Origin of the sequence: Streptomyces sp. B21-083 (assembly GCF_036898825.1) — a bacterium.
Taxonomy (GTDB): domain Bacteria; phylum Actinomycetota; class Actinomycetes; order Streptomycetales; family Streptomycetaceae; genus Streptomyces.
Window position 1 is genome coordinate 1969189 of sequence record NZ_JARUND010000001.1, and the last position, 17673, is coordinate 1986861.

Genomic DNA, 17673 nt, shown 5'->3' on the forward strand with positions numbered 1-17673 from the left:
GGATCAGGTGGGGCTGATGCTCACCTCGTCGAAGTACGAGGTGCAGCGGGCCAGGGGGTCGCGGGAGCAGACCACGAGGCCCACGTAGTGGGGGGCGTCGCCGAAGCCGGGGATCTCTCCCTCGGCGAGGGGGGTCCAGCTGACGCCGTCATCGGTGGAGAGGGCTGCGGAGAAGGTGGTTGCGGTGCGCTTCAGCCTTAGCAGGCAGGGGAGTTGGACGGCGGGGGTGGCGGTGCCGGTGAAGACGGAGGCGCCCGCCACCGTCTTGCGCAGCATCAGCTGGGCTGTGGTGCCGCCGGTGACGATCACCCCGGCCGCCTGGTCGAACGGTGACAGGGACTTGGCCATCAGCAGCCCGACGCGGTCGGCGGCCGTGGCTCCGGTACGGGAGACCAGCCGGGCGGTGAGAACGCTGTCGCCGGTGACCTGCCGTCGGACGAACTGCCCGGTCATTCCCTGCCCGTTGACGTTCAGGTCGGTTCCGGCACCCCGGACGACGAAGGTCCCGTCCTTCGTGTCCTTGGCGCCCTTCGGTTCGTACGAGGTGGAGCCGGGCGTACGTACCGCCACCACGCCGTAGGTCCCCAACTCCCGTTCGTCGACTACGACATCACCGAGGTCGCCGTAGGTCCAGGTGGCGGGCGGCGGGGTCCCGACGGTGAGTGCGAGGGTGGCCGTCGCCGCGTCGGAGGCGTTGCTCGCGGTCGTGGTGACCGTGAACTCCCCGCTCTCGGTGGGCGTTCCGGAGACGAGCCCGGTGTGCCGGTCCACGGTCAGCCCCTTCGGCAGCCCGGCGGCGGCGAACCGCACGGGTAGGTGCGAGGCGCGGATCAGGTGCTGGAAGGGGACGCCCACGTTGGCGAACGCAGCGCCCGCCGACAGTGTCTGAGGCACCGACGGTGTCGGCATCAGGGCGGAGTCCGGGGCCGAACGCGGCCCACGGCCACCGGAGTTGGTTTTGGCGACGGCGTAATGGTACGTCCGTCCGGGTGTCCCGGTGGCGTCCGCGTACCGCACGCGGGTGCCGAAGCCGACCGGTCCGACCTCGTCGGCGACCCTCCCGTAAGGGCCGTCGGGGCGCGTGGCCCGCAGTACCGTGTAGCGCGCCGACAGGTCGGGGTCGGTCCAGGTCAGCTCGACGGCGTCGGCTCCGGTGGCCGCCCGTAGGTCGGTGGCGGTGCGCCGGGGGCGCGGTACGCACCAGATGGGCCCGGAGGCGCCGGTCACCCGGACGTTGTCGAAGGCGCCGGTGCCGGTCTCGGCGTACCCGGCGTCGACGCCCAGGCAGGAGGTGAGGGCGAGCCCGGCGTACACCGTTCGCCCCAACTCCACCTCGGTGACGCCGACTTGCGTCCAGTTGTCGCCGTCCGGGGAGATGGACCCCGTACAGCGGCGGCCCTCGCGCTCGACGCGTACCCAGTAGGGGGCCCGCAGCCGGTAGCCGTCGCCGGCGCCTTCGACGTAGGGCGCGGTGAGTGGTGTCGCCGACTCGGGGAGCGCGCCGAGGTCGGAGATCGGGAAGGAGGCGGCCGTGGTGATCGTCTGCTGCTGCGAGGGCGGTACGGGGGTGCTGCCGGTGGCGGAGACCGCCGCTCCGGGCGCCGGGCGTACCGTCCACACGCCGCTCCAGGTGTGCAGCGGCAGGCCCTGGATCAGCATCGACGCGTGCGGGGCGGCGGCGTCGAGGGAGGCGCGCAGGGTGACGCCGATCCTGGAGTACTGGGAGCTGAGCGGCCACACGATGCGCGCGGTCACCGAGCCGTCGCCGCGCAGGGGCAGGTGGGCCAGGCGGTACGTGTCCGCCGTCCCGCCCGCCCCCAGCACGAACCGTTCGCCGTCGAAGACCGCCGAACCCGGGACGCCCGTCTCCCCCACGTCCTGGGTCGACCAGGGCGCGGGCAGCCCGGCACTCGCCGCCGCCCAGCCCGAAGTGCCGCTCGTGCCGAGGGAGTTGGTGGCGAGGACCGTGTAGTAGGAGGTCCGGCCGCGGTGGACGTGCCGGTCCGTGTACGTGTCGGTGGTGACGGCGTCGGCGATCGTCTCGTACGGGCCCTCGGGACGGTCGGCACGCCGGACCGTGTAGCCGGTGGCCCATGTGGAGGGGAGCCAGGAGACGGTGACGGTGTCGTGCGCGCCGAGCGCCGTGACGCCGGTTGGAGCGGTGGGCGCGGCCGGTGCGGGGGCCGTGGTGCCCGCGAAGGTCAGGGTGCCCCAGCTCGGCAGGTCGTCGTTGCTGCCCTCCACGACGCGGGCGCCGCCCGTCCCCCGGAAGACTGCCGCCTTCGTGGAGGGGGTGTCGAGGGCGCGTACGCCCGCGTAGTGCGCGTACGCCATCTCGTAGATCGGGGGCAGGTTGCCGCGGCCGGTCGCGGAGACGGACTTCTTGATGTACTTGCCGGTGCGGTCGAGATCGGGGGTGAAGGGGACGTCACCGCCGAGGTTGTAGCGGGCGGCGTACTCGAAGTTGGCGAGGACACGGTTGTCGTCGTAGCCCCACAGGTCGACGCCCTGGTTCCAGGCGACCTGGGCGATGTCGCCGGTCAGACCGACCGCGAGCTGTTCGTGGCCCTGGTCGCGGCCGGCCTCCTGGCCCTGGCCGGCGTCGGTGACGACGCGGTGGGCGATGCTGCCGTTGCCGACTCCGGCCGCCATGAACCGCAGGGCGTCCTCGAAGAGGGTCGGCTCCTCGCAGAACACCCCGATGGCCAGGATGGTCTGAACGGCCGTCAGGTCCCAGTTGCCGTTGGCGTAGAGCATGTAGCCGGAGACTGCCGGGTACCAGACGTCGAGGAAGGAGCGCTCGCAGCGGGCGATGTCCGCGTCCGCCCAGCCGTCGTAGTCGCCGCCGTGGCGCATGAGTTCGGCCGCGTTGACGAACTTGAAGGCCTGGAGCCCGGCGCCGAGCGGGCCGTCCGCGCCCGTGACGGCGGTGAGCGACGCCGACCAGGCGTTCAGGATGTCGCGGGCCTTGTCGGCGTTGGCCCGGTTGCCCGTGACGGCCCACATGAGCGCGTTCTGGTAGGCGGCGGCCGAGTCGGCGACGGCCTGGTTCATGAAGTTGGACGGGCCACGGCCCCAGGAGGTGATCTGGCCGGTGTTCTGCACGGCGTACGTCGACTTCGAGCGCGCATGGGCGGCGAACGCCAAGTAGCCGTCGTAGACAGGGGATCGCTGTGCCGTGACGGCTTCTCTCATCCGGGTCAGGTCGTCGGCGCCGTGCAGCAGGCCGGGGTGGGTGAAGGTCCGTTGCCGGGCCGCCGCCCAGGCCGGGCCGGGGACGGCGAGGCCGGTGACGCCCGATGCCAGCAGCAGGGCCGCGGCGCCGCTGCCACCGAGGAAACCCCGGCGGCTGAGGGGAGAGACCGTCATGAGGTCGCCGCCTCGGACTCCGCCGCTGCCTCTGCCGCTGCCTCTGCCGTGGTGAGGAAGCGGAGGTTGGTCACGTGCTCGTTGGTGTGCATCGGGATGGTGTCGGTGGTGAGGTACCAGGTCGGCTTCTTCATCGAGTCCGCGATCACCGTGCCGTTGACGACGAGGTTCTCGAAGGTCACGTCCTTGATCGGGTGCTTGGCGTCGTAGCCGAGCAGCAGGCAGGTGGCGAGCGGCTTGCCCGTGTAGGAGAGGTCCTTGACATAGACGTCCTGGATGCCGCGGCCGACCGAGGTGTTGTACTTCGTGTTGTACATGATCCGCATGTGGATGAGCTGGCCCCAGCGGAAGTCCTCGACGCGTACGCCGTCGACCTTCACGTTCTTGATCAGGTTGCTGTCACCGGCGTTGAGGGCGATGCAGCCCTGGTAGCCCATCTGGGGCTCGCGGTGGTCCAGGATGTCGAGGTTCCTGAAGGTGAGGTTCTTCAGGACCTCGGGATTGTCGGTGTTGCCGTGCGTGCCGACGTTGATGGGGTGGGCGACGTCCGCCCAGAGGGTGGAGTTGCGGACGGTGATGTTCGTGGTGTCGCCGTAGTACTCCCAACGGTGGGTGTAGATGGCGATGCAGTCGTCGGAGTTGCGCATGAACACGCCGTCGATGACGACGTTGCTGCTGCAGAAGACGTCGATGCCGTCGCCCCAGCCCTTGGAGCTGAAGGAGCCGAGGCCCTTGATGGTGACGCCGGTGGCCTCGCCCAACTGAACCGCGTAGCCGTTCGGGTTGAGCACGGTGACGGCGCCGATGGAGATGTTCCGCGAGTTCTCCACAAGGGCTCCGCCGCCCGCCGTCCCGGCGAGCACACCCCGGCCGGCGAGCCCGGCGTGCTCCACGTCGCGGAAGATCACGGTCGCCTTGAGGACTGCGCCGCCGTCGAGATACACGGTCTTGCCGGAGGGGACGAGCAGGGTGCCGTCGGCGGTGGTGTGGACGCCGGGGCCGTAGTAGATGACGTTCGGGTCGTCCGGCGCGGGTCGCTTCTTCTCGATCGCGCGGGCGAACAGATGGAGACAGTCGAAGATGTCGTCGTTGATCTGGACGACGACGTTGCGCGGCTCGTCGAGCGTGAACCGCAGGGTGTCGCCGAGCAGTTCGGGCGTGATGCCGTACGAGTCGGGTCTCACCCGGGCCTTGGTGGTGCCGCCCTTGAGGTAGGTGACCTCGATCTCGACGGAGCCCTGGAAGTCGAAGTACGCCAGCGAGGAGTTGTAGATCCTGCTCGACCCGGTGGTGGGGTTGATCTCCCCCAGCTGGGGCCGCCAGATGTCCAGGGTCTGCCACTCGCCGTCGGGGGCGGTACGGACCCGCACCTTGAAACTGGTGTTGGTCGGCATGGCGGACGGACGGGGGTAGGTGACGAGCGCCGGCGCCGCCGCGGCCTCGTCCGCCCGGGCCGTCGTCGCCGTCAGGTTGGTGAGACCGGCCGCGAGCGCGGTGGCACCGGCCGCCTGGAGGGCGGTACGGCGGGACAGGGACGGGTTCATGGACAACTCCTCGCAGAGGTGGACAGACAAGAAGAGACAAGAGGGCAGGAGTGAAAAGAGGGGCAGGGAGGGTTACTTGAGGCCAGTGGTGGACATACCGGCGACGAACCCGCGCTGGGCGATGAGGAAGATCAGCAGGATCGGCACGACGTACATCACGGATCCGGCGGCCAGCAGGTTGTTGACGGGGAGCCCGCCCGGGGTCACGTACTGGGTCATGATCGCGACGGAGAGCGTGGTGCGGTCGCTGGACAGCAGCAGCATCGGAGCGATGAAGTCGCCCCAGCTCCAGGTGAAGGCGATCACGAAGCTCGCGGCCAGCACCGGCCGGGCCTGCGGCAGGAAGATCCGCCAGAAGATCGTCGGGTAGCCGCAGCCGTCGATGATCGCGGCCTCCTCCAGTTCCCGTGGCATCCCGGCGAAGAACTGCCGGAACAGGAACACCAGATAGGGGGCCGCCGACAGTCCCCACAGCACCCATGGCCAGTACGTGTCGACCATGCCGACCTTGGCGAAGATGAGGTACGTCGGAAAGAGCGTGATCATCTGCGGCAGCATCATCGAGCCGAGGAGGATGCCGAACAGCACCTTCTTGCCGGGAGCGTCCAGCCGGGCGAAGCCGAAGCCGACCCAGGCGGAACTGAGGGTGACGAGGGTGGCGTAGATCAGGGCGATGATGAGGGAGTTGCGGGCGTATCCCAGGAAGTCGATGCTGGTGAAGGCGTCCGCGAAGTTGTGCCACTGGATCCTGTCGGGCAGCCAGTGCACCGGGGAGGCGGCGAGTTCGGGCGTCGTCTTGAGACCGGTGACGATCAGCCAGCCGAAGGGGCCGATCATCAGGCCGGTGATCACGACGAGGACGCTGTAGAGGACCAGACGGGACGTGCGTACCCGTACCCGGGTCGCGGGGCCGTCGTTCCCGGGGGTCACGGCGGTGGCGGGTCCGGATCGGGAGGTCACGGTGGTGACGGTCACTTCTTCGCCTCCGGGTCGACGTTGTAGAACACCACACCGGAGGTGAGTCTGAAGATCAGACCGGTCACGATGAGGATGAGGACGAAGAGAACCCACAGGAGCGCGGAGGCGTAGCCGTAGCGGCCGAGCGCGAAGTACTCCGCGAACACGTGCATCATGTACATGTAGTTGGTCTGCGGAATCGCGGTGACGCCGGCGGGGGTGGGGTTCGACGCGATCAGCAGCGGCATGATCGTCTGAACCGAGGCGATCATCCCGGTCACCCCCTGGAACAGCAGCACCGGCGAGAGCAGCGGCACGGTGATGCTGCGGAAGGTCCGCCAGGCGCTCGCGCCGTCGATCCGGGCCGCCTCGTGGAGTTCCCGGGGTACGTCCTGGAGCCCCGCCAGCGAGATGATCATGACGTTTCCGGCGCCCCACAGCACCGCCATCAGGATCACGTAGCGGGCGTACGGGTCGTCCAGCCAGGCGACGGCGTCGATGCCGGCCAGGTTGAGGACACCGTTGGCGGCGCCCGAGTCCCGGTTGAAGAGCGTTTTGAAGACGAGGCCCGCGCCCACCGGCGGAACCACGGCCGGCAGATAGAGCAGCGTGCGCCACAGGCCCCGCGCCCGCATCGGGCGGTTGACCAGGACCGCCAGCGCCAGCCCGGCGACGATCGACAGCGGTACCGAGGTGAGGGCGAACACCCCGGTCCGGCTCAGCGAGTCCCAGGTCACCTGGTCGGACAGCAGCTCGCGGTAGTTGGCGAACCCGACGAAGCTCCAGCGGGGGGAGATCCCGTCGAAGGTGGTGAAACTCAGCCACAGCGCGTACGCCATCGGCCCGACGGTCAGCAGCAGGAAGCCGATGATCCAGGGCGACGTGAACAGGTAGAACGCCCGGTGCCGACGGGCGGTCATGGAGTTCCGGGGCAGCGCACCAGGGCGGACGGCGCCGGTGCGGGCGGCGGGCGACCGGGGCCGCCCGCCGGCTTCGGAGATCTGGCCGACGGTCATCCCACCTGCTCCTTACCGCGCTTCAACTGCTCGTTGATCGAGGAGTTGAGGCGTCCCGCGAGGGTGTCGACAGAGATCCGGCCGTTCATCGCGGCCGGCATGACCTGGTTGATGAGGGCTTCGAGCGCGTCCCACTTGGCGTACGGGGTGAAGGGGGTCACCGAGAAGTGCTTCAGCTCGGCCTCCTGCACCGCGAGGACCCGCTTCTGGTACTCCTCCTTCCTCGGCATCAGCGGACGCAGCGACTTCAGGGTCGGGATGCCCCAGCCGCCCGCCGCGCGGTCCTTGGCGGGCCCTTCACCGAAGAACCACTCGAAGACCCGCCATGCGGCGTCCTTGTTCCGCGCCTTCTTCGGCATCCACATGCCCGTGCCGGCCTGGCAGGAGCTGATCCGGGGGCCGCCCTCGAAGACCGGGGCCGGCGCGAGCCGGGACACCCGCGCGATCTTCGGCTCGGCGTTGATCATGCCGCCCAGCCAGTAGCCGCTGCCCGACATGGCCATCCGGTCGGCGACGTAGGTGGGCCCGTCCCAGCTGTCGGGGTTGGGCTGGATGAGGCTCGGCCCGACTCTGACTCTGGCGTAGCGCACGTACCAGGCGAGGGCCCTGCGGGCCTCGGGGGTGGTGAAGTCGACGCGGGTGAAGTCGTCGGAGAAGAGGTTCCCTCCGGCGGCGGCGACCAGGTTCGTCAGGAGGACGACGATGTTCACGCCGTTGTAGCTGCCGCCGTAGACGGTGGTCTGGCCGTTCTTCCGTACGACCAGACGCTCGGCCTTCTCCAGCCACTCCTCGTACGTGGTCGGCTCGGTCTCGGAGGGGTGGTCGATGCCCGCCCTGTCGAACTGGGCGGTGTTGAACCAGAACATCGCATCCTGGGAGAAATCCTTCGCCATGCCGTAGCGGGGGCCGTTGCCCTGGGTGGTCCCGTCGAACCGCCACAGGTCGTTGGCCGGATCCAGGTCCTCGGCCCTGAGGACGGTGGATGCGGCGAAGTACGGGTCCAGGTTCTCGGCGACGCCCCGGGCCGCGTAGAACGGCGCGTCCAGAGCGCCGACGCCGCGCACCAGGTCGGGCGGGTTGCCGCTGGTGAGCATCGCGATCAGCCGGGTGATGTCGTCCTGCACCACGGTGATGCCGATGCCCAGCTCTCGCTGTGCCTGCTGGATCAAGTCCGTGGAGATGTCGTCGAGTTTGACCATCATGGTGATGGATTCACCGCCCCCCACGGCCGCTCCGTCGACCCTCAGGGCGCAGCCGCTCAGCGCCGTCGCGCCGACCGCCGCACCGCCCGCCGCCGAGAGGGCGAGAAACCGGCGGCGGCTCGGGTGTGTACCGGCAACGGCCTGTGCGTGCATGAACGTCCCTCCTCCTGATGTGGCTTGTTCGGGATACCGGCATACCGGTCAGATGATCAATGAGGCGTGACAACCGGTTGTCATGCGTCGTGGGCAGAGCTTCTTCCTGTCTGCAAACGGCGTCAAGGGTGTCGGCGACTTTTCGAAAACACTCACCGAGGCCGCGACACGAGTCAGTCCAGCAACCGGTTCCCTACCTGTCGGGAAGTTCCCGTACGTCGAACCAGTCGAAGTCGGCAGGGGCACGGGTGCCGCCCAGGTCCTGGGCGCAGACGCCGACGAACGTGCCGGTGAAGCGCAGCCGTTCGCCGTAGTCGTCGGAGAGCCTGCTCGCGTCGAGGACGGGTCCGACCGGCCGCCAGTCCGTGCCGTCCGGGGAGGCGGAGAAACGGAGTTCGGCGCCGTCGATGCGGGCCCGCAGCCACACGGACGGCCAGTCGTCGACGTCCAGTTGGGAGTCCGGGAACTCACCGTACGTCCCGTCGTCGGTCTGGATCACGCCGAGCACCCTGCCTCTGCCCTCGGCGTGGGTGACGCGGAGGTAGTAGTGCTGGGTGGTGTCGTACCAGCAGATCAGGCCCGCCAGTTGGGTGAAGTCGACGGGGCGGAAGTCGACCACCGTCGTCACCTCACAGCGCACCGAGGTCAGCCGGCGGGCGACCAGGCTCTGGTCGTACCGCGAGTGGGTGCTCTGCCGGCCGCGCAGCCGCAGATGACCGGGCCGCTCGGTGAGGGTGAGCCAGTCGGGGGTGGCGGGGACGCGCAGTGTGCTCCAGTGACCGGGGAGTACCGGGCCGTCGAAGTCGTCGCGCTGGGAAGCCTGGGGGTGCCCGGAGGCCTGCGCATGCCCAGAGGCCTGGGGATGTCCGGAAGCCTGCGCATGCCCAGAGGCCTGGGGATGTCCGGAAGCCTGCGCATGCCCAGAGGCCTGGGGATGTCCGGAAGCCTGCGCATGCCCAGAGGCCTGGGGATGTCCGGAAGCCTGCGGGTACCCGGAAGCCTGCGCACGTCCAGAGGCCTGCGGGTACCCGGAAGCCTCCACACGTCCGGAAGCCTGCGGATACCCGGAAGCCTCCACACGTCCGGAAGCCTGCGGATACCCGGAAGCCTCCACACGTCCGGAAGCCTGCGGATACCCGGAAGCCTCCGCACGTCCGGAAGCCTGCGGATGCCCGGAAGCCTCCGCACGTCCGGAAGCCTGCGGATACGCCTCCGCACGTCCGGAGGCCTGCGGATACTCGGAGACCTGCGGACGGCCAGACGCCTCTGCTTGTCCAGATGTCTGCGCGCGGCCAAACGCCTCTGCCGGAGCGCCGGTTGACACTTCCGCCGCCGGCGGCGTCAGCGCCGGCGCCGGAACCTCCAGGCTCGGTCGGCGGCTTCCGTCCGCCAGCCGCAGCCAGCCGTCGTTCGTCCAGGTCACGCGTTGCAGACAGGTCTCCCGCCCGAGGACGCACCGCGGTCCGTCGGGGGTGGCCACGGGACGGGAGGCCAGATGGGCGAGGTACCACTCCCCCGCCTCCGTACACACCAACTCCCCGTGCCCGGCCTTCTGCAGCGGCCAGTCAGGAAGGTCACGGGTCGTCAGGAGGGAGCCCTGGGGATCGAGTTCGTAGGGTCCGGCGAGTTCGCGCGAGCGGGCCATCAGGATGCCGTGGTTCCAGCCGGTGCCGCCCTCGGCGAGCATCAGGTAGTACCAGCCGCCCCGCCGGTACACGTTGGGACCCTCGATCAGCTCCTCGTGGGTGAGGATCGTCCGGGGCAGCCCGATCAGGGCCTGCTTTTGGGCGTCGTACTCCTGGAGGAGGATTCCGGCGAACGACGGACGGCCCGCGCGGGGGTCCCACCGCATGTTGAGCAGCCAGCTGCGGCCGTCCTCGTCGTGGAAGAAGGACGGGTCGAACCCGGAGGAGTTCAGGAACACCGGTTCCGACCACGGGCCGTCGATGGACTCGGCGGTCACGAGGAAGTTGTCGAGATCCTTGTAGGGGGAGCCGACGGTCCGGACGACGCTGTAGACCATCCAGAACCGCCCCTCGTGGTACGACAGCGAGGGCGCCCACACACCGGCCGAGTCGGCGACTCCGCGCAGGTCGAGGCGGTCGGCGCGGTCCAGGATGTGACCGGCCGGCGCCCAGTGGACGAGGTCCGTCGAATGGTGCAGGGGGACGCCCGGGAACCATTCGAAGGTGGAGGTGGCGAGGTAGTAGTCCGCGCCGACCCTCAGGATGCTCGGATCCGGGTGGAATCCGGGGAGAACCGGGTTGCGGATGTGGTCTGCGGTCATGCCCGCACCTCTCAAGGCTGTGCTGATACCGCTGCCGCTGCCGCTTGCGCGTTCGCGTTCGGTATTTCGAAAATTTCGGTCGGCGTGATCCTTTTGAATTCCCACGTCTTCACGTCGTGCTGAGGCGGGCTTAATGTAGAAACCGGTTGCTACGCGGTCAATGTTTCCGTCGTGTGAGCGGCGCTATTCGAAATTTTCGCTGGCCTCGGGCAGGTCGGAGAGGCGGTTGGAGATGGTCCGTACCGGAGGTGGCCTCGCCCCCACGGGCCCCACGCTGGCGGTCGTGGCCCGGGAGGCCGGTGTCTCCGTACCGACCGCCTCGAAGGTCGTGAACGGCCGGGAGGACGTGGCACCGGAGACCCGGCGACGGGTCACCGAGGTGCTGGACCGGCTCGGCTATGTCCGCAGACCCCGCTTCGACGCGTCGAAGTCGCCCGGTCTGGTCGATCTCGTCGTCCACTCCCTGGACAGTTCCTGGTCGGGTGCGGTGCTGCACGGCGTGGAGGAGGCGGCGCACGACGCGGGGCTGGAGATGGTCGTGTCGGCGGGCCTGACCCGGACCCGGGGCGGGCGCCCGGAGCGCGGCTGGCTCGACAAGCTGACGACGCGTGGCTCCTCCGGCGTTTTGTTCAACCTCGCCGAACTGACTCCGTCGCAGTACGCCTGGCTCGACCAGCACCACATCCCGTTCGTGATGATCGACCCGGTGCTGGAACCGCCGCCGGGCGTGGTGTCGGTGGGCGCGGCCAACTGGCACGGAGGACTGACGGCGGCCGAACACCTGTTGGCCCTGGGCCATGAACGCATCGCGGTCATCGCCGGCTACCGGCGCAAGATGTGCAGCAGCGCCCGGGTGTCCGGCTACCGCTCGGCACTCACCACCGCCGGTGTGCGCCAGCGCCCCGAGTACGTCCGCTACGGCAGTTTCGACGAGACGGTCGCCCACCGGCGCATGCTGGAGCTCCTCGACCTGCCCGAGCCGCCGACCGCGGTGTTCGTCTGCTCGGACAAAATGGCGCTCGGGGTGTACAAAGCCCTGGCAGAACGGGAGTTGAGGGTGCCGGAGGACGTCAGCGTGGTCGGTTTCGACGATCTCGCCGAGGCTCGTTGGGTGAGTCCGGCGCTCACCACCGTCCGCCAGCCTCTCGCCGAGATGGCGGCGACGGCCCTCCGGTTGCTGGTGCGGATGATGGCGGGGGAACGGCCGGAGGGGACGCGCACGGAGTTGTCCACCCGGCTGGTGGAGCGTGGCAGTACGGCTGCGCCGGCCAGACCCTCCTAGCGCTTCGTCACCTTGATCCATCTCGCCTGGTAGTGGCGAGGGTCGCGTGCGGGCCTGATGCCGACGGCAGCCCGGGTACCGCATCGATGTATCCGCGCCTGCTCACCGCGTTCCCGGTTTTCGGCGGTCTTGACCGGCTCGACAAGGAGGTACAGTTCCGTTAATGCGCATTAGGTAATACGCATTAACGGACGCGGCCGGGAGGGCAGCCACGGTGGAACGCAGGAAGCGGCCCGGACGTACGCCCGCGCCGGCAGTGCGTACGGCACGGCCGCGGCAGGCCGAGGTGGCCCGGCTGGCGGGGGTGTCCCAGGCGACCGTGTCCCTGGTGCTCTCTCCGAAGCCCGACGGCAAGGGGCGCATCATCTCCGAGGAGACCCGCCAACGGGTCCTGGAGGCGGCCCGGAGCCTGGGCTATGTGCCCGACCCGGCTGCCCGACGGCTGGCCGCCGTCCGCAACAACCTGCTCGGCGTCTTCAGTTTCACCGCCACGTTCCCCACCGATGTGCAGCACTCGTACTACCCCTTCCTGGTCGGCGTGGAGTGCGAGGCGGCGGCGCTCGGCTACGACCTCGTCCTGTTCACCGGGTCGAGCACCGGCGGTGCGGGGGCCGCGGTGCCCGACGCCCTGAGCCGGGTCCGGCTCGCCGACGGGTGTCTCTTCATGGGCCGGCACACACCCCGGGCCGAGCTCAAGCGGCTGGTCGAGGACGGGTTCCCGGTCGTACACCTGGGGCGCCGCGAGGCCTTGGAGGGCGTGGCCTGGGTGGGCGCGGACTATGTCGCGGCCACCCGTGAAGTCGTGGGCCATCTGGCTGAGTTGGGGCATCGGCGGATCGTCCTCGTCCGGGAGGACGATGACGCGCCCGCCTCGGCGGACCGTCAGCGCGGTTTCCTGGAGGGGCTGGAGGCAGTTGGGCTGCCCGCCGGGCCGGCAACCGTCTTCCGGTCCGCCGATCCGCAGCGGGACCTCACACCCGAACGGCTGCGCGTCTGGACCGATGACGGCGTGACGGCCTTCGTCGCGGAGGAGACCGACACCGGGGCTGCCTGGCGAGGCCTGCTCTCCGCCGTACGCGCGGCGGGCCTCGAGTGTCCCGCGGACGTGTCTCTGGCCCTGCTCGGCAGCCCGCCCGCCGATCTGGCGAGCGAGCCCGTACCCACCGGATTCGACATACCCCGGCCCCAGTTGGGCGCCGCAGCGGTACGACTGCTGGCCGCGCTCGTCGCGGGAGCGGGAAAGGACGAGGGCGAGGGAGAGGGAGAGGGAGAGGGAGCGGACGACGACGCGCGGGAGACGCTCGTCAGCTGTGCCTTCCGGCCGGGCCCGACGACCGGGCCCCCGCCGCCCGCCCGGCCTTGAGCACGTTCCGTTTCGCCCCCGTCCCAGCCCACTAGCCCGAACAAGCAGCCAGCAGCCAGCAGCCAGGAGAAGCGTGATATCCGAAGCGGACATACTCGTCGTGGGCGGCGGTCTCGGTGGTGTGGCCGCCGCACTCGCCGCCTGCCGCGCGGGACGCAGCGTCGTGCTCACCGAGGAGACGGACTGGGTCGGCGGCCAGCTCACCAGCCAGGCCGTACCGCCCGACGAGCATCCGTGGGTGGAGCAGTTCGGTACCACCGCCTCGTACCGGCGGCTGCGTGAGGAGATCCGGCGGTACTACCGCCACTGGTATCCGCTGCGGGCCGAGGCACTGGCGCTCACCGACCTCAACCCGGGAGCGGGCCGCGTCAGCAAGCTCTGCCACGAGCCGCGGGTCGCCCTCGCCGTCCTGGAGGGCATGCTCGCGCCCCACCGGGCGGCGGGCCGGCTGACGGTACTCACCGAGCACCGGCCGGTCTCCGCCGAGTCCGACAGCGATGTCCTCCGGGCGGTGACCCTGGAGGACCTGCGCGACGGAACGCGTCGCACCCTCACCGCGCGCTATGTCCTGGACGCCACCGAGACGGGCGAACTCCTCCACCTCGCGGGCGTCGAGCACGCGAACGGGGCGGAGTCACGGGCCGAGTTCGACGAGCCGCACGCCCCGGACACGGCCCAGCCCCTCAACCAGCAGGGCATCACGGTCTGCTTCGCGCTCTCCCACCACGAGGGCGAGGACCACACCACCGACCGCCCGGCCGACTTCGACTTCTGGCGCGGCTACCGGCCCTCGTTCTGGCCCGGTCCGCTGCTCGGCTTCGAGGCGCCCGACCCGCGCACGCTGGAGCCGGTGCCGCGAACCTTCGTACCGAACCCCGAGCACGACCCGCTCGGTGTCTCCGCCGACCAGAGTGCCGACGCCGGTGACAAGGAACTGTGGGGTTTCCGCCGCATCCTGGCCCGCAAGCTGCACGCGCCGGGCGCCTTCGACTCCGACATCACCCTCGTCAACTGGCCGCTCAACGACTACTGGCTCACGCCGTACATCGGCCAGGAGGCCGAAGCCCTGCACGGGGCACGGCAGTTGTCGCTGTCGCTGCTGTACTGGCTACAGACCGAGGCACCTCGCGCGAACGGCGGCACCGGCTTCCCCGGCCTCAGAATCCGCCCGGACGTGACCGGTACGGCGGACGGCCTGGCCAAGGCGGCGTACGTCCGCGAGTCACGCCGTATCAAGGCCGTCACCACGGTCACCGAGCACGACGTGGCGATCGACATCGTCGGGCCGTACGGCGGCACCCGGCACCGGGACTCCGTCGGCGTGGGCGGGTACCGCATCGACCTGCATCCCTCGACCGGCGGGGACAACTACGTCGACATCGGGTCCGTGCCGTTCGAGATCCCGCTCGGCGCGCTCGTGCCGCGTCGGGTCCGCAACCTGCTGCCCGCCGGCAAGAACATCGGCACCACCCACATCACCAACGGCTGCTACCGGCTCCACCCGGTGGAGTGGAACGTCGGCGAGGTCGCCGGGGCACTGGCCGCGCACTGTGTGGCCGAGGACGTCGAGCCGCACCAGGTGCAGTCCGACGACAAGCGGTTCGGGGAGTTCGCGCGGCTGCTCGACCGTGAGGGTGTCCAGCGCCACTGGCCGGACGTTCGCGGCTACTGAACGAATTCTGCGCGCAGGGGAGTTGGGCTCGCACACGAACCGATCCAGTAGATCCAGTAGACCCAGTAGAAGGAGGTGCTCGGACAATGGCCAGACCCCGCATCCGCGTCGGTATCGACGTGGGCGGAACCTTCACCGACGCCGTGGCCGTGGACGCCACGACCCTCGAACTCCTGGGGCAGGTCAAGGTCCCGACCAGCCACCGTCACGAGGACGGCGTCGCACACGGCATCGTCGAGGCGCTCGGCCGACTCCTGGAACAGACCGGTCGCGCCCCCGCCGACGTCACCTTCCTGGCGCACGGCACGACACAGGCCACCAACGCCCTTCTGGAGGGCGACGTGGCGACGGTCGGCCTGATCGGCATCGGGTCCGGCCCCTCGGCGGTGTTCACCCGCCGCCTCGCCTCGTTCGCCAAACTCGAACTCACCCCCGGCAAAAGGCTTCCGCTGGTCTACGCCCATGTCTCCGACCCGCACGACGCGGCCGAAGTCCGCCGCGTTGTCGAGCAGTTGCAGGAGCAGGGCGTCCAAGTCCTTGTCGCCAGCCAGCCGTTCAGTGTCGACCGCCCCGAGGGCGAGAGGGCCGCCCTGGACGCGGCAGGGCCGTACGGACTGCCGATGACCGCCGCGCACGAGATCACCTCGTTGTACGGGCTGCACAAGCGCACCCGCACCGCCGTGGTCAACGCGGCGATCCTGCCCCGCATGCTGGCCACCGCCGACCTCGTCGACGCCTCCATCACCAGGGCGGGCGTGACCGCGCCCCTGATGGTGATGCGCTGCGACGGCGGTGTGATGACCCTGGACGAGATGCGCCGCCGGCCGCTGCTGACGGTGCTGTCGGGACCGGCCGCCGGAGTCGCGGGCGCACTGATGGGGGAACGGGTGAGCGAGGGCGTGTTCCTGGAGACCGGGGGCACGTCGACCGACATCAGCGTCGTACGGAGCGGCAAGGTCGCCGTCCGGCACGCCACCGTCCTCGGGAAGACCTCGTACCTGAACGCCCTCGACGTACGCACCGTCGGCGTCGGCGGTGGCTCCATGGTGCGGATCGGCGACGGCCGGGTGACGGGAGTCGGTCCGCGCAGCGCCCACATCGCGGGGCTGCCGTACGCCTGCTTCGCCTCCCCCGAGCAACTGCGCGACGCCACCGTGGACACCGTCCGGCCCCTGGACGGCGACCCCGCCGACTACGCCGTCCTCGACACGACGGAGGGCCGGTTCGCCGTCACCATGACGTGCGCCGCCAATGCCCTCGGCCGCGTCCCCGAGGGCGACTTCGCCCACTGCGACCCGGAGACCGCGCGCGCCGCGATAGCGCCGCTGGCCGCCGTGCTCGGCACCGACGTCGCGATCGCCGCCACCCGGATCCTCGACGCGGGCGTCGCCCAGGTGAGGACGGTGTTGGACGCCCTGATCCGCGACTACCGCCTCGACAAGGACGCGGCCGTCCTCGTCGGCGGAGGGGGCGGTGCCGCGTCCGTCACCCCGCACCTGGCCCGCGCCAGCGGCATGGAGGGCCGGATCGCCCGCCACAACGAGGTCATCAGCCCCATCGGCGTCGCCCTCGCCCTCGTACGGGAACAGGTGGACCGGATCGTGCCCGGCGCCACGCAGGAGCAGATCCTCGCCGTCCGCGCCGAGGCGGAGCGCGCGGTCGTCGCCCAGGGCGCCGCCGCCGAGGGCGTCGAGGTCGAGATAACCGTCGACCCGCAGACCAACACCGTGCGGGCGGTCGCGACGGGCGCCACCGAACTGCGCGCCCAGGACCGGGCCCACCGCGCCGACGACACCGAGCGCCTGCGTGCCGCGGCGGCCAGTCTCAAGGCCGACCCCGCCGTGGTCCACGTCCTGGCGGGCACCGCCGCCCACACCGTCTACGGCACCGAGACGCGCCACCGGCTACGGCCGACCCGTCGGCCCGTACGGATCGTCGACATGGACGGCGTCGTACGCCATCACGCCGCCGACGCCCGCGTGGAGACCACCACCGTGGCCAGCGCCCCCGAGGTGCTCGCCCGGCTGGTGGGCGAGTCCACCTCGTACGGCGACGGCGGGGTACGCGCTCCCGCCCTGCGGTTGCTGCTCGGCTCCCGCATCGCCGACCTGTCCGGCGTCCTCGATCCGCAGCCTCTGCTCGCCCTCGCCCACAGCGAGTTGCGGACCCGCGCGGCCGACGAGCCGGTGGTCGCGGTCCTGGAGGCGCGCTCATGACGGCCACATCGAACGAACTCGTCCATAAAGACAGCGAGTTGACGGACCCAGCCTCCGTCGGCGACATCGAATGGGCTGTCCGACTGCTGGCCGCCACGCCCACCCACGAGGGCCGTGACCGCGAGCTGCTGCGCCAATGGGCCCTTGACGCCGACGAGTTCGGGTCCCGCCTCGTCCCCGTGCCGTCCACCGCGCGTGTGGTCGAGCGGGACGACGGCGTGCAGCGGATGCTCCTCGCCCGCTACACGTCACGGCCCCCGACGGTCGAGCTCTACACCGACACGCTCGCCCTCGCCGAGGAGTTGGTCGACGCGCGTGGCTGGCGGGCCTGGTACCCGCCGGGCTCGGTGCGCGCCGCCGCGCTCGCGCACGAGGCCGCACATGCCCACCTCCACCACGGCCCGGAGAAGGCCGCGCTCAAACAGGCACTCGGGCACACCGTGCTGCGCCTCGGACGTCACCGCGTGTACGGCCATGTCGCCGGTGCCGAAGAGGTCGCCGCCCATGCCTACGCCAGAACCGTCTGCGGGCTCGGCCGCAGCCCCCTGCTCCTCACCGCCGCGCTGCGTGACGCGCTCACCCGGCCCGGCAGAGAGAGAAGAGAGAACTGAC

Annotated in this window: 11 protein-coding genes; 5 read left to right on the plus strand and 6 right to left on the minus strand. The window is 70.3% G+C overall.

Going from position 1 to position 17673, the window contains the following annotated elements; genetic code table 11:
* Positions 1–3: 3 nt before the first annotated feature.
* The 6 genes from QA861_RS08635 to QA861_RS08660 all read right to left on the minus strand — a co-directional run bounded on the left by QA861_RS08635 (position 4) and on the right by QA861_RS08660 (position 10528).
* Positions 4–3369, minus strand: coding sequence for an alginate lyase family protein (locus QA861_RS08635; protein WP_334587622.1), 3366 nt, complete (start codon positions 3367–3369; stop codon positions 4–6).
* Positions 3366–4913 carry a glycosyl hydrolase family 28 protein gene (locus QA861_RS08640; RefSeq protein WP_334587623.1) on the minus strand — a complete coding sequence of 516 codons (1548 nt, stop codon included), beginning with the start codon at positions 4911–4913 and terminating at the stop codon, positions 3366–3368. Before QA861_RS08640 ends, QA861_RS08635 begins: the two co-directional genes overlap by 4 nt.
* Before the next feature lie 72 nt (positions 4914–4985).
* Positions 4986–5888: a carbohydrate ABC transporter permease gene (locus QA861_RS08645; protein WP_334587624.1), complete on the minus strand. Its 903-nt coding sequence runs from the start codon at positions 5886–5888 to the stop codon at positions 4986–4988.
* On the minus strand, positions 5885–6886 hold the full coding sequence (locus QA861_RS08650) for a carbohydrate ABC transporter permease (protein WP_334587625.1): 1002 nt from the start codon (positions 6884–6886) through the stop codon (positions 5885–5887). The genes QA861_RS08645 and QA861_RS08650 overlap by 4 nt, the downstream gene beginning before the upstream one ends.
* On the minus strand, positions 6883–8241 hold the full coding sequence (locus QA861_RS08655) for an extracellular solute-binding protein (protein WP_334587626.1): 1359 nt from the start codon (positions 8239–8241) through the stop codon (positions 6883–6885). The genes QA861_RS08650 and QA861_RS08655 overlap by 4 nt, the downstream gene beginning before the upstream one ends.
* 193 nt (positions 8242–8434) lie before the next feature.
* Complete coding sequence (locus tag QA861_RS08660) at positions 8435–10528, minus strand: family 43 glycosylhydrolase (RefSeq protein WP_334587627.1); 2094 nt, start codon at positions 10526–10528, stop codon at positions 8435–8437.
* A 232-nt stretch (positions 10529–10760) separates the two neighbouring features.
* Between QA861_RS08660 and QA861_RS08665 the strand changes: the two genes are divergently transcribed.
* The 5 genes from QA861_RS08665 (at position 10761) to QA861_RS08685 (ending at position 17672) form a co-directional block, all read left to right on the plus strand.
* On the plus strand, positions 10761–11810 hold the full coding sequence (locus QA861_RS08665) for a LacI family DNA-binding transcriptional regulator (RefSeq protein ID WP_334587628.1): 1050 nt from the start codon (positions 10761–10763) through the stop codon (positions 11808–11810).
* Between the two features lie 214 nt (positions 11811–12024).
* Entirely contained in the window at positions 12025–13173 is a 1149-nt protein-coding gene (locus QA861_RS08670) for a LacI family DNA-binding transcriptional regulator (protein ID WP_443041460.1), read from the plus strand.
* 73 nt (positions 13174–13246) lie between these two features.
* Positions 13247–14845, plus strand: a complete 1599-nt coding sequence (locus QA861_RS08675) for an FAD-dependent oxidoreductase (protein ID WP_334587629.1) — start codon at positions 13247–13249, stop codon at positions 14843–14845.
* Between the two features lie 86 nt (positions 14846–14931).
* Positions 14932–17061 (plus strand): hydantoinase/oxoprolinase family protein, encoded by a 2130-nt coding sequence (locus QA861_RS08680; protein ID WP_334587630.1) that lies wholly within the window; start codon positions 14932–14934, stop codon positions 17059–17061.
* Complete coding sequence (locus QA861_RS08685; RefSeq protein WP_334587631.1) at positions 17058–17672, plus strand: hypothetical protein; 615 nt, start codon at positions 17058–17060, stop codon at positions 17670–17672. The genes QA861_RS08680 and QA861_RS08685 overlap by 4 nt, the downstream gene beginning before the upstream one ends.
* Position 17673: the final 1 nt, after the last annotated feature.

What these genes read in the sequence shown, in the direction of transcription:
- QA861_RS08660 (WP_334587627.1), bottom strand. Translation starts at nt 10,528, where the DNA reads ATGACCGCAGACCACATCCGCAACCCGGTTCTCCCCGGATTCCACCCG.
- QA861_RS08635 (WP_334587622.1), bottom strand. Translation starts at nt 3,369, where the DNA reads ATGACGGTCTCTCCCCTCAGCCGCCGGGGTTTCCTCGGTGGCAGCGGC.
- QA861_RS08665 (WP_334587628.1), top strand. Translation starts at nt 10,761, where the DNA reads ATGGTCCGTACCGGAGGTGGCCTCGCCCCCACGGGCCCCACGCTGGCG.
- QA861_RS08650 (WP_334587625.1), bottom strand. Translation starts at nt 6,886, where the DNA reads ATGACCGTCGGCCAGATCTCCGAAGCCGGCGGGCGGCCCCGGTCGCCC.
- QA861_RS08685 (WP_334587631.1), top strand. Translation starts at nt 17,058, where the DNA reads ATGACGGCCACATCGAACGAACTCGTCCATAAAGACAGCGAGTTGACG.
- QA861_RS08640 (WP_334587623.1), bottom strand. Translation starts at nt 4,913, where the DNA reads ATGAACCCGTCCCTGTCCCGCCGTACCGCCCTCCAGGCGGCCGGTGCC.
- QA861_RS08655 (WP_334587626.1), bottom strand. Translation starts at nt 8,241, where the DNA reads ATGCACGCACAGGCCGTTGCCGGTACACACCCGAGCCGCCGCCGGTTT.
- QA861_RS08680 (WP_334587630.1), top strand. Translation starts at nt 14,932, where the DNA reads ATGGCCAGACCCCGCATCCGCGTCGGTATCGACGTGGGCGGAACCTTC.